The following is a 25,550-nucleotide window of genomic DNA, read 5'->3' on the forward strand; positions in this document are numbered from 1 at the left end:
TGTCCGATGTGGCGTCCCCGCTGCCATACTCGGCATCGGACAGGTGGGGGTCGTCGTAAGGGTGAAGGCGTGCGGTTCCGGGTGCTAGGTCCGCCCGGCATCGACCGGGACGGGCGAGGCGTGCCGCTCGGCGGGCCGAAGCAGCGGGCCCTGCTGGCCCTGTTCCTGCTGCGGCCGAACCGCTTCGTCGCCGCCGACTGGCTGGTCGAGGCGCTCTGGGACGGGCGGCCGCCGGCCAGCGCCCACACGACGCTGCGCACCTACGTCGCCGGACTGCGCCGGGCCGTGGAGCCCGAGCGGTCCCACCGCGAGCCGGCACGCGTCCTGCGCAGCCGCCCCCGAGGGTACGAGCTGCGGGTGGAGGCCGAGGCAGTCGACGCGATCCGATTCGGACACCTGGTGGACCGGGCTGCGGACACGCTCGCGGCCGGGAATCCGGCGGCCGCCGAGCGGACGTACGCCGAGGCGCTGGCGCTGTGGCGTGGCGAGCCGCTCGCCGGCGTCGGCGAGCTGAACGCGGTGCGTCCGGAGGTGGCGCGGCTGGCCGAGCTGCGGCTCACCGCCGAGGAGGGCCGGTTCACAGCTGCCGTCGCGGCGGGCCGGCACGCGCCGCTGCTGGCGGAACTGCGCCGCTTCGTGTCGGCGAATCCGCTGCGCGAGGGGGCCCGCGCGCAGTTGATGCTGGCGCTGTACCGGTCCGGCCGGCAGACCGAGGCGCTCGCGGCCTTCGACGAGGGACGCCGGGTCCTCGCCGCCGAGTACGGGCTCGACCCCGGTGAACAGATGCGGGCGGCGCACCGGCTGATCCTGGAACGGGCCGTACCGGCGCAGCCCGGAGCGCCGGCGGCGGCCGACCGGCAGGTCGTGCGGACGGCCGGGGCCCGGCCGGCCCGTGCCGAACCGGGCCCGGCCGCGGGCGGCGGGTCGCCGGACCGGCGCGCGGACCCGCTCGTGGGGCGTGGCGCCGAGCTGGCGCGGCTGCGGGAGACGCTCGACGCGGCCACCCGGCGCGGCGGGCGGGTCGTGGCCCTGGTGGGGGAGGCGGGCATCGGCAAGACCAGCCTCGCCGCCGCGCTCGGCGCCCAGGCCACGACGGACGGCGTGCCGGTCGTCTGGGGTCGCTGTCCGGACGTCGGGCAGGCGCCGCCGTTCTGGCTGTGGAACCAGGTGGTACGCGCGCTCGCGGCCATGCCGGACGTCGGCGCCACCGGTTCGGCGAGCCGCCTGGGCGGGTTCGCCGCCGGGTCGCTGCCCGGCCCGGCGGACGAGGGCGGCCTCGACCCCACGGCGCGGTTCCAGGTGTACGAGGCGGCGTCCGACCTGGTGCACGCGGCGGCCCTGCGGCGCGGTCTGCTGGTCGTGCTGGACGACCTGCACGCCGCCGACCCGGACTCGCTGCTGTTGCTGCGGTTCCTCTCCGCCGGCCTGTCCACGTCCCGGGCGCTCGTGGTCGCCACCCTCCGGCCGTACGACCACGACCCGGCCCTGGTGGCCACAGTCGCCGAGCTGGCCCGCGGGCGGGATTTCGGTCAGCTCCGGCTCGCCGGGCTGGACGCCTCATCGGTCGCCGACCTCGTCCGGCACCGGACCGGGACGGCGCCGCCGGAGCCGGTGCTGGCCCGGCTCGTCACCCGCACCGGCGGGAACCCGTTCTTCCTCACCGAGCTGCTGCGCTCCCGCACCGGCGCGGCGGCCGACGCGGAGCTGCCGCCGAGCATCCGCGACACGGTACGGCTGCGGCTCGGCGGGCTGCCCGAGCCCGCCCGCCGCTGCCTCGACCTGCTCAGCGTGGCCGGACACGACCTGGATCTGCAGGTGATGGCGGCGGCGCTGCACACCACCGCCCCGGCGCTCGCCGAAGCGCTCGCCCCGGCGTACACGGCCGCCCTGGTCACCGAGGCGGGCCCGGGCGCCGTCACCTTCCGCCACCCGCTCATCGCCGAGGTCACCTACGCCGAGCTGGTCCCGCCGCGTCGCGCCGCGCTGCACGCCCGGCTGGCGGGCGCGTACGAGCGGACCGCCGGCGTCGCGCCGGCCGAACTGGCCCGCCACTACGGTCAGGCGGTCGGCCTCGGCCACGGCGAGGACCACCTGCGGTGGTCGCTGCGCGCCGCCGACGACGCGACGCGGCGGGTCGCCTACGAGGACGCGCTCGGCCACCTCGAACGCGCCGCGCGCCGGCTGGCCCCGGCCGCCCAGGTCTCGCCCGACGCGGCGTCCACCGAACTGACCGTCCAGTTGCACCGCGCGTCGCTGTTGCAGATGACTGTCGGCGTCGGCAGCGACGCCGTCGACCAGGTCTGCGCCCGTGCCCGTGAGCTGCTGACGCTAGTCGGGCCGGACACCGACCTGCGGCACGCGCTCTGGGCGCTGGGTGAGCTGGCCGCCAACCGGGCCGAGTTCGCGATCTGCGCCGACCTCGCCGGGCGCCTGGTGCGATCCCCGGACGACGGCAGCGGCCTGATCGCCGTGGCCGGTGAGTACCTGCTCGGCGCGGTCGGCTACTTCACCGGCCACCAGGCCGAGGCCGAGCGGCGGCTCAGCGCCGGGATCGAACGGCTGCGTACCGTCGACCGGGCGCTGCTGCGCCGGGAGGTGGGCCGCCGCCCGGTGCTGGCCTGCCACAACTTCCGGGCGCTCGTGCGGTCGATGCGCGGCGACCCGGCCGGCGCCCGGGCGGACATCGCCGACGCCGAGGCCCTCGCCGAGGAACTGGACGACCCGTACGGCCGGGCGAACGCGGCGCTCTACGCGGCCTGGCTGGCGATGCAGGAACACGACGTCGACGCGGCCGACGGCGCGGGACGCCGGTGCCGGGACATCGGCCGGGCCACCGGCCTGCCGCACATGACGGCGACCGGCGCGTACTTCCTGGAGTGGGCCGCCGCGCGCGGCGGCGACCACGGCCGGCTCGACGCGATGCGCGCCGCCGCCGACGAGTTCTACCGTCCCGGGCTGCGGTCCACCCGGACCATCACGTGCGCCGCGATGGCCGATGCGTACCTGGCCGCCGGCCGTCCGGAGACCGCGGCGACGCTGGCCGCGGAAGGACTGGCAGTGGCGGACCGGTTCGGCGAGCGCGTCGTCGTCGCCGAGCTGCACCGGATCCGCGGGGCCGCGCGCCGCGACCGCGTGGAGTGGGACCTCGGCGCCCGGATCGCCGCCGACCAGGGCGCCGCGTTGCTGCTGCACCGGTTCGCGGCCTTCTGAGCGGTGTGGAGGCCCACCTCCACGCCTTCTCCACACCCTTTCCACACCGGGCTGGTGCCCTGGTCGGCGTCGGACGGCCGGAGCCGTCCGGGACCATGTTCCGAAGGGGCACCACAATGGGATCAGTTCAGTCGCCGGATCGTCAGGCGGTCCAGGAGGTCGACGTCGCCGTCATCGGCTGCGGGCCGGTGGGCGCGCTCACCGCCAACCTGCTCGGCGCCCGCGGCGTCACCACGCTCGTCGTGGAGCGCGGCGCGGCCCCGCACGGCCAGCCACGGGCCTTCTCCTGCGACGACGAGGCGATGCGTATCTACCAGCAGTCCGGCCTGCTGGACGAGATACGCGACGCCACGATCGCGCCGCCGCTCGTCGAGTACGTCAACGGCGCCGGCCGGGTCTTCGCCCGGATGGCGCTGTCCGAGACGGACTTCGGGTACGGGCACGCGCCGCTGCGCTTCTTCGACCAGCCGCGCCTGGAACACACGCTGCGCGCCGGGCTGGACCGTTTCCCGCACGTTCAGCTCTCACTCGGCACCGAGCTGGTCGGCCTCACCCAGGACGAGGACGGGGTCACCGTGCTGCTGTCCGACGTGGCCACCGGCCAGCGGCGGGCCGTCCGCGCCCGGTACGTGCTCGGTTGCGACGGCGCGCGCAGCGCCACCCGCGCCGCCGTCCGGATCCCGTTGTCCGGGGCGAGCTACGCCGAGCCGTGGCTGGCGGTCTCCGGCGACGTGCCGCCCGACGCGGTACGGGTCGGGGACACGCGGTTCGTCTGCGACTGGCGGCGTCCGGCGTTCGTGTCCCCGGGCGCGGGGGGCAGCTACCGGATGGAGTTCATGCTGCGGCCGGGGGAGACCGAGGAGGAGATGCGGAGGCCCGAGACCGTCGCCGCGCTCGTCTCGCCGTACGTCGATCCGGCCCGGTTCACCGTCACCCGCGCGGTGGTCTACACCTTCCACCACCTCATCGCGCAACGGTGGCGGGAGGGACGGGTGTTCCTGCTGGGCGACGCCGCCCACCAGATGCCGCCGTTCATGGGTCAGGGCCTGTGCAGCGGACTGCGCGACGCGGCCAACCTGTCGTGGAAGCTGTCGCTGGTGCTGTCCGGCGCGGCCGATCCCGTCGTGCTCGACACGTACGAGACCGAGCGGCGCCCGCACACGGTGGAGATGGCGCGGACGAGCGTCCGGCTGGGGCACGTCTTCCTGGCCCGCAACCGGGTCGCCGCCGCCATGCGCGACGCGGCCCTGCGGGCCGTCCAGACGATCCCCCGGGTACGGCGGTTCGTGGAGCGCTTCGAGTTCAAGCCGGTGCCCGCGTACCGGCGGGGCCTGATGGCCGGCGGGCGGCGCGACGGCGCGGTCGGGACCATGTTCCCCCAGCCGCGGGTGCTCGTCCCGGGCGCGCCCGGGGAGCGCCTGCTCGACGAGACGCTCGGCGACGGTTTCGCCGTGCTCGGTCGCGCCGGCGTGGACAACCCGCTCGGAGCGTGGCGGCCGGGGCTGCCGGTGCGGTTCGTCGCGGTCCATCCGTCCGGCACGCCGCTCGCCGACCTGCCGGGCTCATCCGGTGACCTGCCGGACGAGCCCGGCGACGGCGGGCCGGACCGGGTCGACGTGGTGGACGCCGACGGGGCGCTCAGCGGGTGGCTGCGACGGCACGGCGCCGACCTGGTGGTGCTGCGGCCGGACCGGTTCGTGTTCGCCCTGGTCACTGCCGATGGGATCGAGCGGGCCGGGCGGGACCTGTCGGCCGCCCTCGGCGCGCCGCCGCGCGGAGGCCGGACCCCGGCGGACACGGCGGGACTCGCGGCGGCACCGGGTTCGTGACCGTCCCGCTCACACCACGTCGGACACCCGCGTCAGGTTGGTGCGCTGCCAGTCGTGGGCGCCGAGCGAGCGGGACAGCAACTGGATGTTGCCGTTGGCCGCCGTGTAGGTGATCTGGAGGCGGCCGCCGCCCAGCCACACCGACAGCAGGGTCGAGCCGACCGGCGGCATGCCGTCGATCTGCACGCGCTCGGCCTGCCACGTGTCGCCGTCGCCGGTCAGCTCCCACAGCCCGCCGTCGAAGTCGGCGAAGACCAGCAGCCAGCCGTCGGGCGCGCCGTCCACGCCGGGCAGCCGCTGCACCGCCGACGCGCGGCACTCCGGCAGGCCCAGTTCGGCGGTCAGCGACCGCGTGTGCCAGGCGCCGTCGTCGCCCACGGCGTACATCCGGATGTCCTGCCGGTGGTCGAGGCCAAACACCCGGTGCCGCTCGCCGGCGCGGTGTTCGCCCCACACCGGCATCATGGTCAGCGGTAGCGGGTTCTCCGCCTGGGTGGCCCAGGTCAGCGACATCTGCCCCCAGCCGGTCGGACCCTCCCACAGCATCCGCAGGTGCTCCTCGGCGTCCCGGTAGACGATCACGTCGAGGCCGGTGACGCCGTCGACGTACCCGTAGGGGGTGCCGTCGGCCGCGACCGCGCCCTCCACCGACACGTCCTGCCAGACCCAGCCCTGCCCGGGCGCCTGGGACAGCCGGATCGTCCGGCCGTCCGTGGCGCTGTAGACGACCCGCTGGGTGTCGTCGTTGCGGTAGGCGTGCGGGCCGTACCGCACGGCGGGCGGGCCGCCGCTGTCCTGCGTCAGGTCACCCCACCACCACTGGCCCTGGTCGTACCAGATCTGGTAGACGTGGCCGCCGTCGCCGGCATAGACGTACGACGGTACGCCGTCGTGGGCGAAGAACGGCGACGGCGCGCTGCCCCTTGCCATCCGGGGCGCCCCCACCTCGTCCGTGAGCCGGGTCCACGTCCACCCGTCGCTGGTCGGATAGTGCACCACCAGATGCCGCTCGCAGTCGGAGTAGGCGACGTGGTCCACGTCCGGCAGCACCCGCAGGCCGACGCCGTCGGTGAACGGCAGCCGCCCGTACATGGCGAACAGGCCGTTGCGGTCGTCGGACTTGGGCACCCGGTACCAGCTCGCGTTGCGGTGCATCACGTTGCTGCTCTTGCCGTGGTTGAGCCCGAACGCGTGGCCGATCTCGTGCGTGGCGACGTGCCGGAAGTCCGGTCCGTAGAGGTCGACGTCGAAGTACCCGTGCGCGTCCCAGCCGATCTTGCGGTTGAAGATGACCGGCAGCTGGCCGCCCGCGTCCGGCCAGCCGGGAGCCGCCCCCCACTTGGTCACCGCGTAGACGGTCCGGAACCAGCCGGTGTCGTGGAAGACCGGGTCGTCGCCGACGGAGAAGACGATGTCCGCCTCGGCCGGGTCGAAGACCCGGGTGAACTCGAACGGCCCGTTCCAGTTCTCGCCCAGCACCTCGCGCCACACGTCGAACGACACCGTGATCAGCTCGTGCTTCAGCTCCTCGGTGAAGTCGTCCCGGGCGTGCGGCATCGTCATGTCGCCGAGGTGGTAGGTCAGGTTCGTGTGCCGGAAGTGGTGTCCCTCCAGGACGAAACTCGCCGATGTCGTCCGGTCCGGGTTGCCGCAGCCGGGCGCGGTCAGGTGGGCGGCGGTGACGGCGTCCGGCCGTCCGGTCACCGGCAGCTCGTGGAACGTCTGGTACGCCCGGATCGCCGCGCCGAGCCCGGCGGCCGGGGCGAAGCCCGCCTCGGTGAGCAGCGTGGCGACCGCGTCCAGGGGCAGGTCCGCGACGTCCGGGCGGATCAGCGACACGGTGCCGTCCACGACGTCGCCGATGTACGCGGTGCCGTTCGCGGTGACCGCCACCGCGTACGGGGCGTGGCCGGTGGTGATCGGATCGAGCGTGCGCGGCGCGTACGGGTTGGCGGTGTCGACGAGCTGGACACCCTTGTCGGTGGCCAGCCAGGCCCGGGACAGTCCCGGCACGGCCGCGAGATCGCGGACGCCTGCGGCGCTCCTTACCGCGCCGAGCCGCTGGCCGGTGTCCGGGTCGTGCACGCCGAACAGCGGGTGCACAGTGCCGCCGCCGAGCGAGCCGACGTAGATCATCCCGTCGTGCGCGATCGCCACGCCGCCCGGCTGAAGATGCGCGGGCTCGATCGGCGCCACGGTGAGCGTCCCGTCCGGGCGCAGCACGGCGAGCGCGTCGTCGGCCGGGACGAGGCCCTTGACGTACAGCGAGGCGTAGACGGTGCCGTCCGGGCCCACCGCGAGCCGGATCGGCGCCGACGGCAGCGGCACCGTGTGCCGCTGCGTGGTGTCGGCCAGTTCGATGACGTGCAGCCGCTTGTGCGCCCAGTCGGCGGTGTACAGCAGGTCGGCCGCCGGGTCCACGGCGATCGCGATCAGCCCGAAGCCGATCGGGATGTCGGTGACCGTCCCGGTGGCCAGGTCGCACCGGGAGACGCTGTAGCTCTGCACCCCCCGGTTCATCACGTACGCCTGCCCGCGTCCGGGGTGCCAGGCCACCGCGCGCGGCTCGTGGCCGACCGGCAGGGACGGGCGGACCGGCGCGAGGGTACGCGGGTCGAGCACGTGCAGCCGGCCGGCGCCGGATGCGGGGTAGTGGGTGACGAGCAGCGCTGTGCCGGTGTCCGTGATGGCGTGCACCGAGCCGGGGTCCCCGGCGGTGCCGAGGGCGACCTGGAGCTGAGGTGGGGGTGTGGGGGCGGGTGTGGTCATGACGTCCTCCAATGGACGTGAGTACTTCGTGACCCACCGTAGAGCTATGCCTCTGACCTGCTGATTCTTCGTCGTTGATCCGGCATTGCCGGCCCGCGGGCCCTTGCCGAGATTCCTTCACGAGCGTAGGAAGAACACCACCGTCCCATGTCGAAGGAGACGCGCGTGCCCACCCCCAGACGGCTCCGTCTCGCCGTGTCCGCGCTGGTGACCGCAGCAGCAGTGCTGCTCGGCTCCGGTGCCGCCGCGGCGCCGCCCGCGCCTCCCGCCCCGGCCGGGAACCGATCCTGCGACCCGATCGCCCCGGCGGCCTGCCTGCTGCCGTTCCCCAACGACTACTTCACAGTGCTGGACCGCAGCACGCCGACCGGCAAGCGGGTGCGGTTCGCGGCCTCCGCGATGCCGGCGAACGTGCTCGGCGTCCCGATCGACCCGGCGGAGTGGAACCGGCAGGACGGATTCAGCCCCGGCTCGCCGATCCTGGCGCGCGTACCCGGTCTCGACGCTACGAGGACCCGGATCGCGCCCGTCACCGACGTGGGCCGCTCGCTGGCGCCGGACGCGCCGATCGTGCTGCTCGACGCCCGCACCGGGCGGCGTACGCCGTACTGGGCCGAGCTGGACGCGCACGCCGCCGGCAGCCCGGACCGGCAGGTGCTGATCATCCGGCCGGCGGTGGCGCTGACCGAGGGCGCCCGGTACGTCGTCGGCCTGCGCGACATGCGCGACGGCGACGGCGCGCTGATCCCGGCCCCGAAGGCGTTCCGCGCGTACGTGACCGGCGCCGGCCTGGACCGGCGGGACCCCCGCGCGCCGCAGATGAAGCGGATCCTCGCCGACCTGGGCCGGGCCGGCGTCAAACGGCACAGCCTCTACCTGGCCTGGGACTTCACAGTGGCGAGCCGGCACGGCCTGACCGGGCGGATGCTCGCGGTCCGGGACAGCGCGTTCGCCGCGCTCGGCCGCCGCGCCCCCTCGTTCACAGTCACCCAGGTCACCGACTACACGCCCGAGCAGGACCCGCTGATCGCCCGGCAGGTGACCGGCACCGTCGCCGTACCGTCCTATCTGACCGGCGACGGGGGACCGGGTTCCCGGCTGCACTACGGGCCGCCCGGCGGCGACGGCACGCCGCCGACGCCGAACGCGCTGCCCACGCCGTCCGGCACGACGGTGTCCGCCGACTTCGTCTGCAACATCCCGCGCAGCGCGTCCGCCACGAGACCCGCGCACCTGTCGCTCTACGGCCACGGGCTGCTCGGCCGGCCGACCGAGATCAACGCCGGCAACGTCAAGACCATGTCGCAGACGTACGACTTCACCTTCTGCGCGACGAGTTGGATCGGCATGGCGGCAGCCGACGTCCCGTACGTGGCGGGCGCCTTCACCGACCTCAGCGCCTTCCCCGCGGTGGCCGACCGGTTGCAGCAGAGTTTCCTGAGCTTCCTCTTCCTCGGCCGGACGATGATCCACCGCAACGGGTTCGCCGCCCACCCGGCGTTCCGCGACGCCGCCGGGCGGTCGTTGATCGACGTGGCCGGCGGGCTGCACTACGACGGCAACAGCCAGGGCGGCATCAACGGCGGCGCGCTGACCGCCATCGCCCAGGACTGGACCCGCTCGGTGCTCGGCGTGCCCGCGATGAACTACTCCACGCTGCTGCAGCGCAGCGTCGACTTCGCCCCGTTCCAGACGGTCATGGACGGCTACTACCCGGACAAGATCGATCAGCAGCTCATCTTCGCGCTGCTGCAGATGCTGTGGGACCGGTCCGAGGCCAACGGGTACGCCCAGCACATGACCGACCGGCCGCTGCCGCGTACCCCGGCGCACCGGGTGCTGATGCACGTGGCCTTCGCCGACCAGCAGGTCTCGACGGCGGCGGCGGAGGTGCAGGCCCGCACCATCGGCGCCCGCCTGCACACCCCGGCGCTCGCCGACGGCTGGTCGCCGGACGTGCGGCCGTTCTGGGGCATCGCGCCGATCCGCAGGTACCCGTACGCCGGCTCGGCCATGGTGGTCTGGAACAGCGGCGCGGCGTACGCGCCACCGCCGACGAACCTCGCCCCGGCCGGACCGGAGTACGGCGAGGACTCGCACGAGTTCCCGCGCGCGCAGCCCGGCGCGCAGCGGCAGAAGGCGGTGTTCCTGCTCACCGGCAAGGTGATCGACGTCTGCCCGGGCCGGCCCTGCCCGTGACGCCTGCGCACGACGCGAACCCGGTGATCCCGACGATCGCCGGTGAACCCTTGCCCCCGACCGGAAGTGGTCTTACCTTACATCGATGATCCTCAGTGACGGGTCGTCCCGGGACGTCGGCCACGGCGCTCCGCCGCCCGAGGACCTCGGTGGCATCGCCTATCTGCGTGGACTGTCCAGACGCGGGCTCCTCACCGGCGCCGCGCTGGCCGCTTCCGGGGTGTCGTCCGCCTTCGCCCTGCTGCCCGGCTCCGCCAGCGCCGCCGGCGGCTACCAGAGGCCGTGCGGACGTGTCCGCATCTCCAGCTCCTGGCAGGACCACCGGAACCGGACGCCGCCCTCGGGCGAGCCGGGCACCGACTACGCGGTCGGCACCGGCACCCCCGTCATGGCGGCGGCGAACGGCACGATCCGGTTCGTGAAGGCCGACACCTCCACGGCGACCGGGCGCGTCGTGGGGATGGCGCACGACGACGGCAACTACACCCGGCACCTGCACCTGTCCGCGATCGCCGTCTCACCCGGTCAGCGTGTGTCGCGCGGCCAGACGATCGCGTACTCCGGCTCCTCGGCCAACGGCAGCGAGTACGGCGTCGGACCGCACGTGCACACCAGCCTCTGGCTGAACACCGCCAGCCCGACGGATTTCCGCGCGACAGTCGATTTCGAGAGCTGGGCCGGAGACGTCGCCAACCCGAACCCGCCCGACCAGGAGGCAGACGACGTGTTCATCGCGAACGTGAAGGGCAACTGGTATCTCGTGGTCCCCCAGGGCACCGGCAAGCCGCGGGCGGTGGTCCTCGGCGGTGACAGCAACGCCGCCGCCTCCGGCATCCCCGTCCTGAACTTCACCTGGGACCCGTCGATCAGCGCGCTCCGGGCCGCGGTCGACGGCATCGGCTGATCCGACCGCGGACCCGTTCGCGTGGGCGCGGAGGTCAGCGCCGGGCCGGCTCCGGTGCCACCCGGGCCACGACCGCGCCGTCCACCAGCGTGCCCGCCGCGCCGAGGTAGCCGGCCGGGTCACCGATCCGGGCCAGTTCCTCGGCGGTGTAGCGGCCGCGCAGCTCCGGCGTCTCCGCCAGGACGTCGGACAGGGCGCGATCGGTCGCGTCCGCCTCCGCGGCGGCCCGGGTCAGCACCTCCTTGATCCGGTCCCGGCCGACGACGGGGGTGAGCCGGGCGGCGATCCGTTCCGAGGTGAGCTGGCCCCGCGTCAGCGCCAGGTTGGCCGCCATCCGCTCCGGGCGCACCACGAGCCCCCGCGTCAGCGTCACGGCCGCCTCCGCGGCGCCGCCGGTGAGCCGCAGGCATTCGCGCAGCAGCAGCCACTCGGCGTGCCACACGCCGGCGGACCGCTCGTCCTCGCTGAGCAGCGCCTGGGTGAGCCCGGCCGCCAGCGGCGGCACCTGGAGCGCGGCGCTGCGGATGAGCGTGGCGAAGACCGGGTTCCGCTTGTGCGGCATCGCGGAGGAGGCGCCGCGCCCGCTGGCCGCCGGCTCCGCCACCTCGCCCACCTCGCTGCGCGCCAGCGAGAGCACGTCCACGGCGATCTTGCCGAGGGCGCCCGTCACGAACGCGAGCACCGCGGCGAGGTCCGCCAGCGGCGTACGCAGGGTGTGCCAGGGCAGCGTCGGCCGGCTCAGGCCGGTCTCCTCGGCGAACGCCGCCACGAGGCGGTCCACGTAGCCGGGGTCGGGCTCGGCCGCACCGTCCATTGCCGCGTACTCCAGATAGCCGGCCAGCGTGCCGGCCGCGCCGCCGAGCGACACCGGCAGGCCCTGGTCGCGTACCCGCCACAGCCGCACCCGGGCGTCGCAGAGCAGTTGGTGCCAGCCCGCCGCCTTCAGCCCGAACGTGGTGGGGGCGGCGTGCAGGGCCAGCGTACGTCCGGCCATCGGCACGTCCCGGTGGGCCAGCGCCAGTCCGGCGAGCGCGTCGACGGCGGCGGCGAGGTGGTCGTCGATGACGGTGAGCGCCCGGTGCGAGACGGTCATCGCCGCGGTGTCCAGGATGTCCTGACTGGTGGAGCCGCGGTGGACGTACTCGGCGGAGGCCGGGTCGAGTTCGGCGACGGCCCGGGTCAGCTGGGCGACGAGCGCCACCACCGGGTTCGCGGTGTCCCGGGACGCCAACGCGACGTCCCGCAGGTCGAACAGCTCGGCCCGGGCGGTCCGGGTGATCACCGCGGCGGCCTGGGCGGGCAGCGTGCCCAGCCGCGCCTGGGCCCGGGCCAGCGCCGCCTCGGCGTCCAGCATGGCCTGCAACCAGGCCCGGTCGCCGACCACCGGCTCGATGCTCGTGCCGGCGCGCACCGGTGAGAGCAGGCCGCTGTCCACGGCCACGTCCAGGGTGTCGATCACACGATCACCCCCGGGAAGCGGGCCGGCCCGGAGGCCGCGCGGTCGGCCACGGCACGTCCGGCCGGCGCGAGCGAGCGCACCTCGGCGGCGATCGCGTCGGCGTCGGCCAGGATCACCGAGTCGCTGCCCGGCCGGATGCCGGCCGCCGTGACCCAGTGCACCGACTCGGTGGGCACACCGAACGCGAACCGGCGGGGGTGCGGCTGATCCTGGGCGTCGACGACCCGGTAGGGACGTTCGGTCACGGCGAGTCCTCCTGTCTCGTACGTACCGCCGTCGTAGGGGATCCGGTACGGCCGGCACTGTTCGGTGTCGAGCATGTGGCGCAGCAACGGATCGGCGGTGCCGCGCAGGTCGGGCTCCGGCAGCCGCGCCTCGATGAGGACGCCCGCGCGGACCGGGGGACCGGGCACCGTCCGGGACGTCGCCTCGAACGCGGGTGTCTCGGTGTCGATGACGATCTGGGTGTCCGGCCCGGTCAGCTCCAGCACACCCGCCTCGATCAGTGCGATCGTCTCCTCGACGCGCCGGGCCGGCGGTCCGATCGAGAGGAAGGCGTTGAACGGGGTGAACCAGCCGGTCAGCTCGTCGCGGTACGAGTCGCCGTCGATCCCGCCGTGGTCGACCGCCAGGCGGATCTCGTTGCGCAGGTCGCGCAGGACGTCCAGCGCGGCCTTGAGCGGCCCGTCGACGTTGCCGGCCCGCGCGTGCGCCACGTCCCGGGCCAGGTGGTCCAGCAGCCAGTCCCGGAAGTCGTCCCGGTCGCGGAACTCGCGGCCGCGGTACGGGCGGGCCAGCCGGTCCCAGTCCCAGCGCCGCGCCGGCGGTATCCGGTACTCGTCGAGCAGCGCCGGCCGACGCTCGGCCGGCGTCGCGAGGTAGCGCACCGTGAAGGTCTCGGCCCGGTCGGCGTGCCCGGTGCGGCGCAGCAGCGTCGCGTAGTAGACGCTCTCCACCTCGGCGGCGATCAGCGGCCACACGTCGCGGCGGAACCGGATCGACTCGCCGCGGGCGCGGCGGGCGCGCAGCCGCGCCACGGCCTGCGCGGTCAGCAGCCGAGGCAGGTGCCGGCCGGTCACACCCTTCTGGTTGTCGCCCCGGGCATGCGCCGGGATGCCCCGGCGGGAGCTGGCGGACAACCTCGGTTCGGCGCCGCTCGGCCGGTACCGCAGCCGCCCGCCCTCCTCGGTGAAGCTGCCGCCCCGGCCGACGGTGAGCAGGATCAGGTGGTCGAAGAACGTGAGGCCCAGCCCGCGCAGCAGCACGGGGGCGCCCGGCGGGATGTGGCTGAGGTCGACGTCGGCGGGGTTGGCCTGGGGCAGGTAGGTGAGTCCGTGGACCCGGGACAGGCTCGCCGTGCGTGCCTGCCGCGGATCCAGCCGGGCGGCGGCGTGACCCAGGGCCAGCACCACCGCGTCCAGGTGGTGCAGACGGGTGCCGTCGGCAAGCCGTACGCCCTGCGGACCGCCCGGTACGCCCGACGTGTCGGCGCTGGCCACCGCGCGGGAGCGGTGACACCGGATCGAGACGTGCGGCGGCGCGCGGCGCACGATCCGGCGGAAGCTGGCCCGTAGATAGTGGCCGTAGAACGCCCGGGTCGGATAGTCGTCGGGGCCGAGCGCGCGCGCCTCGTCGAGCACGTCGCGGTCCAACGCGCCCAGCGGGCCCACCGACGCCACGCTCCTGGCCCACTCGTAGAGGCTGGGCCCGGGGTCGATCGGCCCGGCCAGCCGGCAGCTCGGGTCGGTGTAGACGGTGATCTGCGAGGCGACGGTGTTCGTCAGCAGCAGCCGGGACTGGTCGGTGCGCCACACCGCGCCGGCCCCGGGCGCGGCGGGATCCACCACGTGCACGGTCAGGCTGGCGCAGGTCCGCTCGTGCCGTTCCTGGGCGCAGAGCCGCTCCAGGACGGACAGCCCGCGCGGACCCGCGCCGACGATGCAGATCCGCAGATGTCGCGGGCCTGTCATCGCACGGCCTCGCTCGGGCGCTCGCCGCGCACCCGGGCGGCGTGCATCCAGGCCACCGCCGTGTGCAGCTCCTCCGGCGTCATGGCGGCCAGCGCCCGGTTGCGGGCCGTCGCCGCGTCCCCGGCGGCGTGCCAGAGCCGGATGCTGTCCCGGGAGACGGCCTGCACCGCGGCGGTCCGCTCCCGCCGTTGAGCGACGTAGCGGCGGAGCACCTCGGCCACCGGCTGCGCGCCGTCGCCGAGCAGGTCGCCGAGCACCACCGCGTCCTCCAGGGCCTGGCAGGCCCCCTGCGCGGCGTAGTGCAGCATGGGGTGCGCGGCGTCACCGAGCAGGGCGACCCGGCCGTCGGCCCAGTCGTCGACGGGCGCCCGGTCGACGAGCACCCAGGCCCGCCACTCGTCGGTGAGGCGCAACAGGTCGTCGACCGCGCCGAGGCGCGACATCGCGGCCCGGACCAGGGCGCCGTCGGTGGGCCGGCCGGCGAACAGTGTGGGCGCGCCGTCGGCGTGACTGGCGGCCATGTTCAGGTACGCCCCGCCGCTGATCGGGTAGTGCACGAAGTGGCAGTCCGGTCCGGCCCACCAGGTGACCGCGTCCCGGCGTACCCGGGCGGGCACCTGGGACATCGGGACGATGGCGCGGTACGCGGTGATGCCGGAGTTGCGCGGCTCGCCGTCGTCGACGAGCTGGCGGCGGATGCGGGAGTGGATGCCGTCGGCGCCGATCACCATGTCGGCGGGGATCCGTTCGCCGGAGTCCAGGTGCACGGCGGCTTCGGCGGCGCTCTGGTGGTATCCGGCCACCGAGGCGGCCGGGCGCAGCGTGATCCGGGGCAGCCGCCGGGCGGCGTCGAGCAGCCGGCGGTGCAACTCGGCGCGGTGCACCACCACGTACGGGCTGCCGAACCGGCGCTGGTACCGCTCGGTCAACGGCAGGCTGGTCACGTGCGTGCCGGTCACGCCGTCCATGAACCGCAGCTCCGCCATGGCGACCGCCGTCGCCCGGACCTCCGGTCCCACGCCGAGCGCGTCCAGCGCGTACAGGCCGTTGGGGGCCAGCTGGATGCCCGCGCCCAGCTCGGTGAACTCGGGCTGGCGTTCCAGGACCGTCACATGATGCCCGTGCGCCGCCACCGCCAGGGCCGTGGCGAGCCCGCCGATGCCGCCCCCGGCCACGACCACCCGTACGGGCGTCCGGGTGCTCATCCGGCCGTGCTGTCCCGGTCGAGCAGCTGCTTGGCCAGCTCCAACCGTTTGATCTTGGTGGTGGCGGTCTGCGGGAGATCCGCCAGGCGCCGCTGCACCGGGCGGGCCATCGGGGGCAGCGTGGCGACCGCGCCGGCCCAGCGGTCGGCGTCGATCGGCAGGTCCTCGCTGGTGCAGATCACCGGCACGGGCGGCCCGTCCGGCGCGGGCAGGATGATCACCTCGACGAGTTCGTCCAGCCGGGTGAAGAGGGTGTCCTCGACCGCCAGCGTGCTGCCGAACCCGTCGATCTCGTCGACCTCGCGGTCGAGCAGGTGCAGACAGCCCAGCCGGGTGCGGTAGCCCAGGTCGCCCATCCGCCACCACGATCCGTGGCGCTGGCCCTCGTACCGCTGTTGCTCGCCGAGGTAGGTGACGATGCGCCCGTCGGTGCGTACCTCGATGTAGCCGGGGTTGTCGCGGGTGGGTGGACGTCCGTTGCGGCTGACCACCCGGATGTCGGTCATGCCGGGGAACGGCATGCCGACGCAGCGCCCGTCGGCGTCCTCCGGCCGGCGGCGGGTGAACGCGCGGGCCGCGACCGGGCCGACCTCGCTCTGCCCGTAGAGCTGGCCGAACACCGGCTTGGGATGCGCGGAGGCCCCCAGCATGCGCCGGACCGTACGCGGGTGGATGGCGTCGAAGGTGCTGCTGAAGTAGCGCACTGTGGCCAGCGGCGCGCGCGGGTCGTCGGCCAGCCGCTCCCACCGCAGGAACGAGTTGGGGTGGGTCTCCAGCACGCCCGGACGGTGGGTCAGGAACAGGTCGGTGGCCTGGTCCGGGTCGTTGTCGGCGAGCACCAGCAGCGGGAAGCCCCGCAACATCGTGATCGCCAGCGCGGTGAACAGCCGCGAGTGCACGAACGAGACGTGGATGGCGACGGGGCAGCGGCGCCGCACCAGCGCGGCGACCGACGCCTGCGGGCGGTAGCGCGCCTGCAGCGTCCGTCCGGTGTGCACGGCCAGCTTCGGCAGCCCGGTGGTGCCGGAGGTGTGGGTGACCAGGGTGGGGTGGTCGGGCGACATGAGGATCGGCGGGACGTTCGGCACACCGGTCAGGGCGCGCAGCGACGTGGCCGACGGATGGTCACCGGAGGCGAGCAGCACCCCGGCGACCGTGGGGAACACGGTGTCGGACAGTCCGGCGTCGAGGGTGGCGCGGTCGGTCAGCAGGTACGGCCGGCCGACCCGGCGGATCAGGTGGACCACAGTGGTGGCGTCGAGGTGGGGGGAGAGCAGCACCGGCACGGCCCCGATCCGGGCCAGCGCGCACGCGCTCAGCGTGATGTCGAAGTTGTGCGACTTGTAGACCACCACGCGGTCGCCCGGCCGCACGCCGGCGGCGTGCAGGCGGGCGGCCAGGTCGGCGACCAGGCCGGCGACCGCGCCGACGGTGAGCCGCCGGCCGAGTTCCGGCGCCACGTCGAGGTCGTGGTCGAGGGTGATGCTGTTGTCCGGGTGCCGGGCCGTGGCCCGGTCGAAGAGTGTGCCCAGTCGGATGCCGCGATTGGCGATCGTCTGCAGCAACATGTCCGGCTCCTACCGTTCGGTCTCGATGATCGACTTGAGGCGGCGCAGCGTCTCGTGTAGATCGGCACCGACCTTTGCGCCCCATTCGGTGACGAAGCGCCGGCGCTCGTCGTCGTCCATGTCTTGGGTGATCTTGCGAATGCCCTCGGTGGGCTGGTCCATCCGGAAGTGGTGCGTCAGCCGGCAGCCGGCGCCCTCCGGGCTCATCCGGAAGGCCCAGACGCTGCTCTGGGCGTTTCCCCTGCTGTCCCGCATCGCCCAGCTGAACTCGACGCCGGGGATCGCGGTGTGCACCTGCGACTCCGTGGTCCAGACGCCGCGGACGACCGGCGCCCAGGCGACGACGTCCTCGCCACGCACGTTGTGGCCGCGGAACACCGCCCCGGCGGTGCCGGGACGGCCGCTGATCCACTCGCCTCCGGTGCACTCGGTGCTCCACTCCCGGCACCGTGGAAGGTCACTGACGAGCGCGTAGACCTCGTCCGGAGTGGCGTCGACGACGATTTCCGCCTGCGATTCGAACAGTGGCGTGGTGGTCTCGGTTTCGGCCATGCGGAGAATCGTCGTTATCGGCTTCCCGAAGGGTCAAAGTGTTCGACTCTGATTCATCAGGTTCGACGTCGTCGACCGCCGGGACGCCTATAATCCGGCGCAGATCTGCGACGCGACTACGGACACGGGAAGAGTCATGCGGGGGAGCAGGGAACAAGGCGCCGCCGTGCCCGGGGACGCGCCGTTACCGGCCGGCTCCGCCGACGACGCCGCGCCCGGAGCGGTCGCCGAGCCGGTGGACGACCCCGCGGTGCCGCACGACGAGAGCGGCCTGCTGCGGGACATCGCCCGTCAGGGCCGGCGGCTGCTCGACGCGCCGGCCGCCTTCGTCGCCGTCGTGTCCGAGGACGGACCCACGATCACGGTACGGGCGGTGGACGGCCCCGACGAGGGCGGCCCGCCGGCCCTGCCCGGTCACCATCCCTCCGGCGCGGCCCTGCTGGACGGGTCGCCGCTGTGGTGCGGGAACGCGGAAACCGGGCCGGCCGCCGCGCCGGTGTCCGGGCCGCCGCACGACGGCGGGCCGGTGTCCGGGCCGGGCGACGACCGGCCGCTGCACGCGGTGGTCGCGGTGCGTCTGGGCCACCTGCGCGGATACGCTCCCCGCCGAACCGTCGCCGCGCTGTATCTCGCCGACAGTCGCCCCCGGACGGTCACCGCTGCTGAGCGCGTCCAGTTGACCTCGTTCGCCCGGCTCGCCGGCGCGGCGATGGAGAAGACGCAACTGCTCGACGTCGCGATCGCCCGGCTCTACGGGCTGGAGCAGCAGTCCGCCCGTACCGCCGCCGACCTGGACCGGCTGCGGACGCTGCGCTCGGCGCACTACGGCTTCATCGACCTGGCCGTGGCCCGCGGCGACGCGCGGGCCTTCGTCGTGGAGGCCGACCGGCGCCTCGGCGCGTCGGTGCGGCTGTGCACCGACGACGGTCTCGTGGTCGCCGCGAGCCGGCCTGCCGCCGGCGCCGCCGGACCGGAGCCGGGCGCGCCGGACGGCCGCCGCCTGGTCGTCCCGGTGCTGGCCGGCGACCGGCGGATGGGAGACCTGCTGCTGGAGATGGACAGCCCGCTCGCCGATCCGGACGGGCAGCTCCTGCTCCTGATCGCCCAGGCAGCGGCGGTGATCCTGCGGCAGCTCGACGACAGCCGGGAGAGCCAGGCCCGCCGTGCCCTGCTCAACGAGCTGATCACCACGCCGCAGCCGCCGGCCACGCTGGTCGAGCGGGCCCGGCGCCTCGGCGTGCGCCTGGACCGGCCGTACGTCGTGGTGGTGCTGCGGCCGGACGGGGTCAGCCCGCACTGGGCGTCGATGTGGAGCGCGGCGTTCGCCGCCCGTGGTGACGGTCTCTCCGCGCTGCACGACGACGACATCGTGCTGCTGCTGCCGGGTGAGGCCGACCCGGCCGAGATCGCCCGGACGGCCGCGGAGGAGTCGGGTGCGCTGTTCGGCAGGCCGGTGACGGCCGCGGCGTCCGACAGCGGTTCCGGGCCGGAGCGGGTGGCCGTGCGTTACCGGCAGGCGCTGCGCTGCCTCGACGTGATGATCATGATGGAGCTGGCCGGTCGTGGCGTGTCGGTACGGGAGCTGGGTTTCCTGCCGATGCTGCTGGCCGGCCGGGAGGGCATCGACCAGTTCATCGACGCCACCCTCCAGCCGGTGCTCGACTACGACAGGCACCGCGACGGCGACCTCGCCCGCACGCTCGACGCGTACTTCGAGGCCGGCCGCAGCCCGACCAATGCGGCGGAGCTGCTGCACATGCACCCGAACACCGTCACCCGGCGGCTGGACCGGGTGAAGCGCCTGCTCGGCCCGACCTGGCAACTCCCGTCACGGGCGCTGGAGATCCAGCTCGCGCTCCACCTGCACCGCCTGCTCACCGAGCTGTGACGCCGCGCCGTCCGGGACGACAAGGGCCCGCCGCCCGCGCATCTCGCCGTCCTCCACCATCCGGTGCGCCTCCCGCATGGCGGACAGCGGCAGTCGCACCACCTCGCGCGGGCGCAGCCGGCCGGCCGCGAGCAGCCGGTTGATGAAGCCGGCCGCCTCCGCCAGCTCCGCGGTCGTGGCCAGCGAGATGACGAAACCGACTATCGACCTGTCGTTCGTGTACAGCTCGCCGGCGGGCAGCGCCGGCCGGGTCCGCGCCCCCGCGAGCAGCACGATCCGCCCTCGCACGGCGAGTTGCCCGACCGCCAGGTCCAGGTCGTTGGTCCCGGAGGTGTCCAGGTAGACGTGGACGCCCTCCGGGCACGACGCGGCGAGCCGGTCACCGAGGTCGGGCGCGGCGTAGTCGACCACCTCGACCGCGCCGGCGGCCCGGCAGAACGCCTCGTCCGGGGGCGCGGCGGTGGCGACCACGCGCCCGCCGAGCGCCGTCGCCGTCGTGATCAACGCGGAGCCGACGTTGCCGCCGCCACCGCCCACCACCACCGTCTCACCGGGTCGCAGGCGGCCGTGCACCGCCAGCGCCAGGTAGGCGGTGGCGGCCGGATGCAGGACGGTGACCGCCTCCGCCGAGGCCGCCGCGGGCAGCGGGTACAGCCGGTCCGCGGGAACCACCACCTGCTCGGCGGCCGCGCCCTGACGCCCGCCGTGGCCCAGGCTGTTGCACCAGACCCGGTCACCGGGGCGGAAGCCGGCGACGCCGTCACCGGCGTGCGCGACGACGCCGACCACGTCCCGGCCCACCACGAACGGCAGCGGGACCGGCGTACGGTACGTGCCGGCGCGCACGAACGTGTCCACGTGGTTGACGGTGGTGGCGAGCGTGTCGACGAGCACGTCGGTGGGGCCGGGCCGGGGCGCGGGCAACTCGCCGTACCGGATCCCGGCGGCCGGGCCCAGCCGGTCGACGTAGGCGGCCCGCACTGTCGTCATCGGCGGGCCGGCCCGCCGTCGTCGCTCTGGAAGAACGCCATGCGCGAGGACTGGTCCGCGTACGGGCTCGGTGTCGGCGGCTTGTCCAGGACGATCCCGAACCACCGCCGGTACGCCTCCAGCAGGGCGTCGTCGTCGGTCAGCGTCTCGACCCTCCGGCGGTCGCCGGCGATGACGGTGAGCACGTCGCCCTGCAGGGTGACCCGCCCGTCGGCGGTGGGCAGCGTGCAGAACATGTTCCGCAGGAACGGCGAGTCCGGGCAGGTGCGGTACCACCACAGGTTCTGCCGGAAGTCGGACAGGTCGGCCGGCCCGTCGTAGAACCGGTACTGCAACGCGCCGTTGCGGTACACGTCGACGGCCCCGGGCTCGACCCGCTCGGTGGTGAACCGGCCGTGCGGGTCCACGTACGGCTCGGCGGCGTCCAGCCGGAACGGGAAACGGCTGTTCTTGCCGAAGCCGACGTCGACCAGCCAGCGGGAGCCGGTCTCGGGAAGGTCCACCGTGAGCATCAGATGATTGTGCGGCCCGTTGAACCGCCCGGAGAGCCAGACGCGCCCCTGGTGCAGGGTCACCGCGAAACCCAGCGCCCGCAGCAGGAAGAACAGCGAGGTGTTGATCTCGAAGCAGCCGCCGCCGCGGCGCTGGCGGACCACCTTGTCCAGCACCCGCTCGTCCATGTAGATCTCGTGGCCCAGGTGGTAGTCCAGGTTCTCGAACGGCACCGTGAAGGTGTGGCGTTCCTGCAGGTCGCGCAGCGCCGCCAGGTCCGGTCGCTCGGGGCGCGCGGCGCCGATCCGGTCCAGGTAGCCCTGCACCTGCTCGTCGGTCAGCACGGCTCAGTCCCGCTCGTACGACATGCGCATCGACTTCTTGACGTGCGGACTCGGCTTCGGCGGCGCGTCCAGCTTGATGCCGAAGTACTTGTCGTACGCCGCCAGCAGGTCGTCGTCGTTGGTGAGCCGTTCGATGCGCCGCTCGTCGCCGTCGATGACGACGAGCTTGTTCTCCCGCAGGATGATGCGCCCGTTCTCGGTCGGCAGCGTGCAGGACAGGTTCTGCAGGAACGGCGAGTCCGGTGAGGTGCGGTACCACCACAGGACCTGCATGCCGTCGGCGGCCACGACCGGCTCGTCGTAGAAGCGGTACTGCAGCGCGTCGGCCCGGAAGACGTCGGTGGCGTTGTCGGCGACCCGCTTGGTGGAGAAGGTGCCGTGCGGGTCGTCCTGCGCCTGCGGCGACTCCAGCAGCAGCGGGTAGCGGCTGCTGCGGCCCAGGCCGACGTCGCTCAGCCACCGGTCCCCGTCGATGCGCACGGTGGTCACCGAGTGGTTGTACGGCGGCGTGAACGCATGCCCGAGCCAGACCCGGCCCTGGTGCAGCGTGACGTCGAAGCCCAGCGACTCCAGCAGGTAGTGGAACGCGTTGTTGATCTCACCGCAGCCACCGCCCCGGTTCTGGTACACGATCTTCTCGACCACCCGCTCGTCGATGAAGATCTCCTTGCCGAGGTGGTAGTCGATGGTCTCGAACGGCACCGTCAGCTCGTGCTGCGCGTGCAGCAGCCGCAGCGCCTCGGCGTCGAGCCGCTCCGGCCGGGCCACACCGATGCGGTTCAGGTACGCGTCGACAAGCGTGTCGTCGAGCATGTGGTCACTCTCCTGTCGAGGGGAAACGAGCGAACAGCTTCGCCGCGTTGGACCGGTTGACCGCGGCCCACCACGCCGGATCGAGGTCCGCGTGGCGCGCCACTCCCGCACCGATCGAGGCGCCTAAGGACTCGGGCATGAAGGGGTAGTCGGAGCCGACCAGGACCCGTTCCGGGTCGGCGAAGAGCCGCAGTGAGGCGAGCGCGTGCCGGCCGCACATCGCCACGTCGAAGTAGAGGCGGCGGAGCACGGCGAGGGGATCGTCCGGCAGGCGGTCGGCGAGGTCGCCGTTGATGACCGGGCCGTAGGTGAGCCGGTCGGCGTAGTAGCTGACCCCGCCGCCGCCGTGCGGCAGGATGATCCGCAGCTCGGGGAACCGCTCCAACGTCCCGTTGTAGAGCAGCTGCGCCACCAGCCGCACCGTCTCGAACGGGAACTCGTACAGCGACAGCGGCAGCCCGAAGCTGGGCTGGCCGGCGGCCGGCGGCACCGCCGGGTGCACGAAGATGGGCGTGCGCCGCCGCTCGGCCTCGGCCAGCAGCGGATCGAGCCGGCGGTCGCCGACGTAGAGCCCGTCGTAGTTGGTGAGCAGCCCGAGCCCGTCGAGACCGAGCACGTCGATCGCGTGGACGAACTCCGCCACGCAGTCGTCGAGGTGGGGGAAGGGCAGCACCGCGAACGCGCCGAAGCGGCCGTCGCCGGCCGCCACGAACTCGGCCAGGTACTCGTTCAGCCGCCGCGCGAGAGCGCGGCCCCGGGCGCGGTCCAGCGAGGGTACGCCCGGCCACAGGCTGACGATCGCGGCGCGTATTCCCTGCCGATCCATCATGGCGATGCTGCCCGACCGGCTCCAGGTGGGACGGTCGACTCCGGAAAGGACCGTGGAACCGCCCAATTCGCGAAGCTCGGCGGCATAGAAATCGGGAATAATGTGATGGTGCACGTCGATGGCATCCATCCACGGTGACCCGGCCGGACCGAATACGGGTTTGGCGTCCACATCCGCATCGTGGTGATCGGAGCGCGCCTGGCCAAGGCGGTCGGCGCTAATATGTCACGTCGGTTCCGGCGGTTGCCCTGCCCGGTTCGGTTGCCATACATTGACCGCAGGTCTGGTCTGGTGGACCGTCGACACTATTCGCCGCGAAGTCGGTGCCCGTCCTTATCGCAATTCCGCGATCGACGGCTGGTGAAGAAATGGACCTGGCGCATGCTTACTTATTCGCGTGGCGACCGGCCGATCGGTGTGCTCGGCACCGGCTCCTACCTGCCCGGCCGGGTGGTGACGAACGACGAGGCGGCCGAGCACGCCGGGGTGACCGGCGACTGGGTGTTCGAGAAGACCGCGATCCGGCAGCGGCGGTGGGCCAAGCCCGACGAGGCGACCTCCGACCTGGCGATCGGCGCGGCGCGCGTCGCGCTCGCGGACGCCGGCGTCGACGCGGCGGACCTGGCGCTCGTCGTGGTGGCCACCTCGACGCCGGACTCGCCGCAACCGCCCACGGCCAGCGTCGTCGCCCACGAGATCGGCGCCGGCCGGGGCACCGCCGCGTTCGACGTCAACGCGGTGTGCAGCGGCTTCAGCTACGGGCTCGCGGTGGCCGAGCGGCTGGTGACGGCAGCGGGGGACCGCCCGGCGCTGGTGATCGGCGCGGACGTCTACTCGCGCATCCTGTCGCCGCAGGACCGCCGTACCGTGGTGCTCTTCGGCGACGGCGCGGGCGCCGCGGTCATCGGGGTCGGTGGCGCGCACCGGGTCGTGGCCACCCGGCTGCTCAGCTTCGCCGAGGCGCGCGGGCTGATCGGAGTGGCGGCCGGTGGCAGCCGCCTGCCGGCCTCGGAGCAGACGCTCCGCGACGGCTCGCACCACTTCCGGATGGACGGCCGGGGAGTACGCGAATTCATCGACACGCACGTGGTCTCCGGCATCGCGGAGTTCCTGGCCGAGCACGGCGTAGCGCCGCACCGGCTCGGGCATCTGGTGCCGCACCAGGCCAACGGACGGATCCTCGCCTCGATGGCGGAGCGACTCGGGCTGCCTTTCGACCGCGTCGCCAGCACCTACGCCGCCTACGGCAACACCGGTGCCGCCGCGGTGCCGATCACGTACGACCAGCTGTGCCGCTCCGGCCGGGTCCGTCCCGGCGACCTCGTGCTGCTCACCGCCTTCGGTGGCGGGATGTCGATGGGGATGACACTGCTCCAGGCCGTCTGAGCCGGGGCGGGCGCCGGTGGCCCACGGTCACCGGCACCCGCCCGCGTCAGGAGGTGCGTCGCAGTGCCGGCTCCGGCCGGCTGTGCATCGCGAGCACTGTGTGCGCCGCCGACGCCAGCGTCACATGGCGGTGCCAGCCCCGATATGAGCGGCCGGTGAAGTCGCGCAGACCCACCTGGTCACCGGTGGCCTCCAGGTCGTCGGTGACCCGGCGGACGAGCGCCGTCCGGCGGACCATGTCGGCGAGGCCGATGTCGCCGCGGCTGGTCAGCCACAACTGGCCGGGCTCGCGGCGGCCCGGCGCGCTCAACTCCACCAGCAGCAGGGGATCGTGGCTGCGGGTGCTTGGCAGCCGCACCGCTACGGTGCCGGCCAGCACCGGCGGGCTCGCCGTGAGTCCGAAGACCGGCCGTCGCTGGTGCCGCGCGGTCGCCGCCAGGTCACCGGCCGGCTCGGCGGCCGTACCGGCGGCCGGGACCAGCCGCAGACCGGCGGGTACCCGGATCAGCACCGGCGCTCCGGCGGCCCGCAGCCGGCGGACCACCGCCTCGACGTCCATCTCCCGCGCGTCCACCACGACCAGCTCACCGGCCGGCGCCCCCAGTTCCAGGTACGTCTCGACCGTGCAGGCCCCGAGCGACTGGGTGACCGCGTCGTCCGGGATGGCCGCGCGGCGCCGGCGCTTCTCGTCGGACAACCAGTCCTCGTTGAGGTGCAGCCGCCAGTTGACCGGGGTGACGACGTTCGCCGAGGCCGCCCAGAGACCCACCGCGTGCTGCGCGTTCAGGGACTGTCCCAGGCCCGGCGAGTACCGGCGGCCGACACCTACCGAGTGCGTTCCGGCCTTGCGGATCAGAGTCGGGTGCAGCACCCAGGTCCGTGCCCCGCAGAGCCGGGTGACGTGCCGGGCGAGCGCCCGCCGGACCGGCATCCAGTCCCAGGTCGAGTCGCTGACGAAATGGTGCAGCGCCTGCTCCGCGGCGGGTTCCGTGGAGATCGCGGCGATGTTGCGGATCGACTTGCGTCCCCGGGCCAGCAGGAGCCCGCGGACGTACTCCCGGCCGCGCCGTCGCTGATCACTGCGGGGCAGCCCGGCCAGAATGTCGTCACACAGATCCGTCAGGTCCTCGTCCAGCAGCATCC

The 25,550-nt window shown here is 73.9% G+C and carries 17 protein-coding genes; 6 read left to right on the forward strand and 11 right to left on the reverse strand.

Annotated features, from left to right (window positions below; translation table 11 throughout):
* Positions 1 to 69 precede the first annotated feature (69 nt).
* Together AMK25_RS10065 and mhpA are read left to right on the forward strand one after the other, a co-directional pair.
* Positions 70 to 3,210: a BTAD domain-containing putative transcriptional regulator gene (locus tag AMK25_RS10065; RefSeq protein ID WP_073827903.1), complete on the forward strand. Its 3,141-nt coding sequence runs from the start codon at positions 70 to 72 to the stop codon at positions 3,208 to 3,210.
* Between the two features lie 116 nt (positions 3,211 to 3,326).
* Positions 3,327 to 5,039, forward strand: a complete 1,713-nt coding sequence (mhpA, locus tag AMK25_RS10070) for a bifunctional 3-(3-hydroxy-phenyl)propionate/3-hydroxycinnamic acid hydroxylase MhpA (protein ID WP_241826315.1) — start codon at positions 3,327 to 3,329, stop codon at positions 5,037 to 5,039.
* Positions 5,040 to 5,048: 9 nt separating this feature from the next.
* On the opposite strand, the gene AMK25_RS10075 is transcribed toward mhpA, so the two are convergent.
* Positions 5,049 to 7,808 carry a matrixin family metalloprotease gene (locus AMK25_RS10075; protein WP_073827905.1) on the reverse strand — a complete coding sequence of 920 codons (2,760 nt, stop codon included), beginning with the start codon at positions 7,806 to 7,808 and terminating at the stop codon, positions 5,049 to 5,051.
* A gap of 165 nt (positions 7,809 to 7,973) precedes the next feature.
* Here AMK25_RS10075 and AMK25_RS10080 point away from each other — a divergent pair, with 165 nt between their 5' ends.
* Both AMK25_RS10080 and AMK25_RS10085 read left to right on the forward strand, forming a co-directional pair.
* Complete coding sequence (locus tag AMK25_RS10080) at positions 7,974 to 10,007, forward strand: hypothetical protein (RefSeq protein WP_083664715.1); 2,034 nt, start codon at positions 7,974 to 7,976, stop codon at positions 10,005 to 10,007.
* Between the two features lie 85 nt (positions 10,008 to 10,092).
* Positions 10,093 to 10,911 carry a M23 family metallopeptidase gene (locus tag AMK25_RS10085; RefSeq protein WP_073827907.1) on the forward strand — a complete coding sequence of 273 codons (819 nt, stop codon included), beginning with the start codon at positions 10,093 to 10,095 and terminating at the stop codon, positions 10,909 to 10,911.
* A 34-nt stretch (positions 10,912 to 10,945) separates the two neighbouring features.
* Here AMK25_RS10085 and AMK25_RS10090 read toward each other — a convergent pair whose 3' ends face one another.
* From AMK25_RS10090 to AMK25_RS10110, 5 genes are read right to left on the reverse strand one after another with little or no spacing between them, the layout of a single operon-like run.
* Entirely contained in the window at positions 10,946 to 12,370 is a 1,425-nt protein-coding gene (locus tag AMK25_RS10090; RefSeq protein WP_073827908.1) for a class-II fumarase/aspartase family protein, read from the reverse strand.
* Positions 12,367 to 14,340 carry an FAD/NAD(P)-binding protein gene (locus AMK25_RS10095; protein ID WP_073827909.1) on the reverse strand — a complete coding sequence of 658 codons (1,974 nt, stop codon included), beginning with the start codon at positions 14,338 to 14,340 and terminating at the stop codon, positions 12,367 to 12,369. The genes AMK25_RS10090 and AMK25_RS10095 overlap by 4 nt, the downstream gene beginning before the upstream one ends.
* Positions 14,337 to 15,545: an FAD-dependent monooxygenase gene (locus AMK25_RS10100; RefSeq protein WP_073827910.1), complete on the reverse strand. Its 1,209-nt coding sequence runs from the start codon at positions 15,543 to 15,545 to the stop codon at positions 14,337 to 14,339. The genes AMK25_RS10095 and AMK25_RS10100 overlap by 4 nt, the downstream gene beginning before the upstream one ends.
* Positions 15,542 to 17,113, reverse strand: coding sequence for a class I adenylate-forming enzyme family protein (locus AMK25_RS10105; RefSeq protein ID WP_073827911.1), 1,572 nt, complete (start codon positions 17,111 to 17,113; stop codon positions 15,542 to 15,544). The genes AMK25_RS10100 and AMK25_RS10105 overlap by 4 nt, the downstream gene beginning before the upstream one ends.
* A gap of 9 nt (positions 17,114 to 17,122) precedes the next feature.
* Entirely contained in the window at positions 17,123 to 17,665 is a 543-nt protein-coding gene (locus AMK25_RS10110) for an SRPBCC family protein (RefSeq protein WP_073827912.1), read from the reverse strand.
* Between the two features lie 166 nt (positions 17,666 to 17,831).
* On the opposite strand from AMK25_RS10110, the gene AMK25_RS10115 reads away from it, so the two are divergent.
* Complete coding sequence (locus AMK25_RS10115) at positions 17,832 to 19,553, forward strand: helix-turn-helix domain-containing protein (protein ID WP_073827913.1); 1,722 nt, start codon at positions 17,832 to 17,834, stop codon at positions 19,551 to 19,553.
* Here AMK25_RS10115 and AMK25_RS10120 read toward each other — a convergent pair.
* Genes AMK25_RS10120 through AMK25_RS10135 form a run of 4 tightly spaced genes read right to left on the reverse strand, consistent with a single transcriptional unit; the run spans position 19,494 to position 23,150 of the window.
* Complete coding sequence (locus AMK25_RS10120) at positions 19,494 to 20,543, reverse strand: NADPH:quinone reductase (RefSeq protein WP_241826316.1); 1,050 nt, start codon at positions 20,541 to 20,543, stop codon at positions 19,494 to 19,496. The two genes, AMK25_RS10115 and AMK25_RS10120, sit on opposite strands and share 60 nt — an antisense overlap.
* Positions 20,540 to 21,379 (reverse strand): arylamine N-acetyltransferase family protein, encoded by an 840-nt coding sequence (locus AMK25_RS10125; RefSeq protein ID WP_073827914.1) that lies wholly within the window; start codon positions 21,377 to 21,379, stop codon positions 20,540 to 20,542. The genes AMK25_RS10120 and AMK25_RS10125 overlap by 4 nt, the downstream gene beginning before the upstream one ends.
* A gap of 3 nt (positions 21,380 to 21,382) precedes the next feature.
* Complete coding sequence (locus AMK25_RS10130) at positions 21,383 to 22,192, reverse strand: arylamine N-acetyltransferase family protein (protein WP_073827915.1); 810 nt, start codon at positions 22,190 to 22,192, stop codon at positions 21,383 to 21,385.
* 4 nt (positions 22,193 to 22,196) lie between these two features.
* Positions 22,197 to 23,150, reverse strand: a complete 954-nt coding sequence (locus AMK25_RS10135; protein ID WP_073828616.1) for an amidohydrolase family protein — start codon at positions 23,148 to 23,150, stop codon at positions 22,197 to 22,199.
* 252 nt (positions 23,151 to 23,402) lie between these two features.
* On the opposite strand from AMK25_RS10135, the gene AMK25_RS10140 reads away from it, so the two are divergent.
* Positions 23,403 to 24,407: a 3-oxoacyl-ACP synthase III family protein gene (locus AMK25_RS10140; protein ID WP_073827916.1), complete on the forward strand. Its 1,005-nt coding sequence runs from the start codon at positions 23,403 to 23,405 to the stop codon at positions 24,405 to 24,407.
* Positions 24,408 to 24,453: 46 nt separating this feature from the next.
* On the opposite strand, the gene AMK25_RS10145 is transcribed toward AMK25_RS10140, so the two are convergent.
* Positions 24,454 to 25,548 carry an IS701 family transposase gene (locus tag AMK25_RS10145; protein WP_073827917.1) on the reverse strand — a complete coding sequence of 365 codons (1,095 nt, stop codon included), beginning with the start codon at positions 25,546 to 25,548 and terminating at the stop codon, positions 24,454 to 24,456.
* Between the last annotated feature and the right edge of the window lie 2 nt (positions 25,549 to 25,550).

Origin of the sequence: Micromonospora sp. TSRI0369 (assembly GCF_001905625.1) — a bacterium.
Lineage (GTDB): Bacteria > Actinomycetota > Actinomycetes > Mycobacteriales > Micromonosporaceae > Micromonospora > Micromonospora echinospora_A.

What these genes read in the sequence shown, in the direction of transcription:
- mhpA (WP_241826315.1), top strand. Translation starts at nt 3,327, where the DNA reads ATGGGATCAGTTCAGTCGCCGGATCGTCAGGCGGTCCAGGAGGTCGAC.
- AMK25_RS10075 (WP_073827905.1), bottom strand. Translation starts at nt 7,808, where the DNA reads ATGACCACACCCGCCCCCACACCCCCACCTCAGCTCCAGGTCGCCCTC.
- AMK25_RS10085 (WP_073827907.1), top strand. Translation starts at nt 10,093, where the DNA reads ATGATCCTCAGTGACGGGTCGTCCCGGGACGTCGGCCACGGCGCTCCG.
- AMK25_RS10095 (WP_073827909.1), bottom strand. Translation starts at nt 14,340, where the DNA reads ATGACAGGCCCGCGACATCTGCGGATCTGCATCGTCGGCGCGGGTCCG.
- AMK25_RS10100 (WP_073827910.1), bottom strand. Translation starts at nt 15,545, where the DNA reads ATGAGCACCCGGACGCCCGTACGGGTGGTCGTGGCCGGGGGCGGCATC.
- AMK25_RS10105 (WP_073827911.1), bottom strand. Translation starts at nt 17,113, where the DNA reads ATGTTGCTGCAGACGATCGCCAATCGCGGCATCCGACTGGGCACACTC.
- AMK25_RS10110 (WP_073827912.1), bottom strand. Translation starts at nt 17,665, where the DNA reads ATGGCCGAAACCGAGACCACCACGCCACTGTTCGAATCGCAGGCGGAA.
- AMK25_RS10120 (WP_241826316.1), bottom strand. Translation starts at nt 20,543, where the DNA reads ATGACGACAGTGCGGGCCGCCTACGTCGACCGGCTGGGCCCGGCCGCC.
- AMK25_RS10130 (WP_073827915.1), bottom strand. Translation starts at nt 22,192, where the DNA reads ATGCTCGACGACACGCTTGTCGACGCGTACCTGAACCGCATCGGTGTG.
- AMK25_RS10135 (WP_073828616.1), bottom strand. Translation starts at nt 23,150, where the DNA reads ATGGATGCCATCGACGTGCACCATCACATTATTCCCGATTTCTATGCC.
- AMK25_RS10140 (WP_073827916.1), top strand. Translation starts at nt 23,403, where the DNA reads ATGCTTACTTATTCGCGTGGCGACCGGCCGATCGGTGTGCTCGGCACC.
- AMK25_RS10145 (WP_073827917.1), bottom strand. Translation starts at nt 25,548, where the DNA reads ATGCTGCTGGACGAGGACCTGACGGATCTGTGTGACGACATTCTGGCC.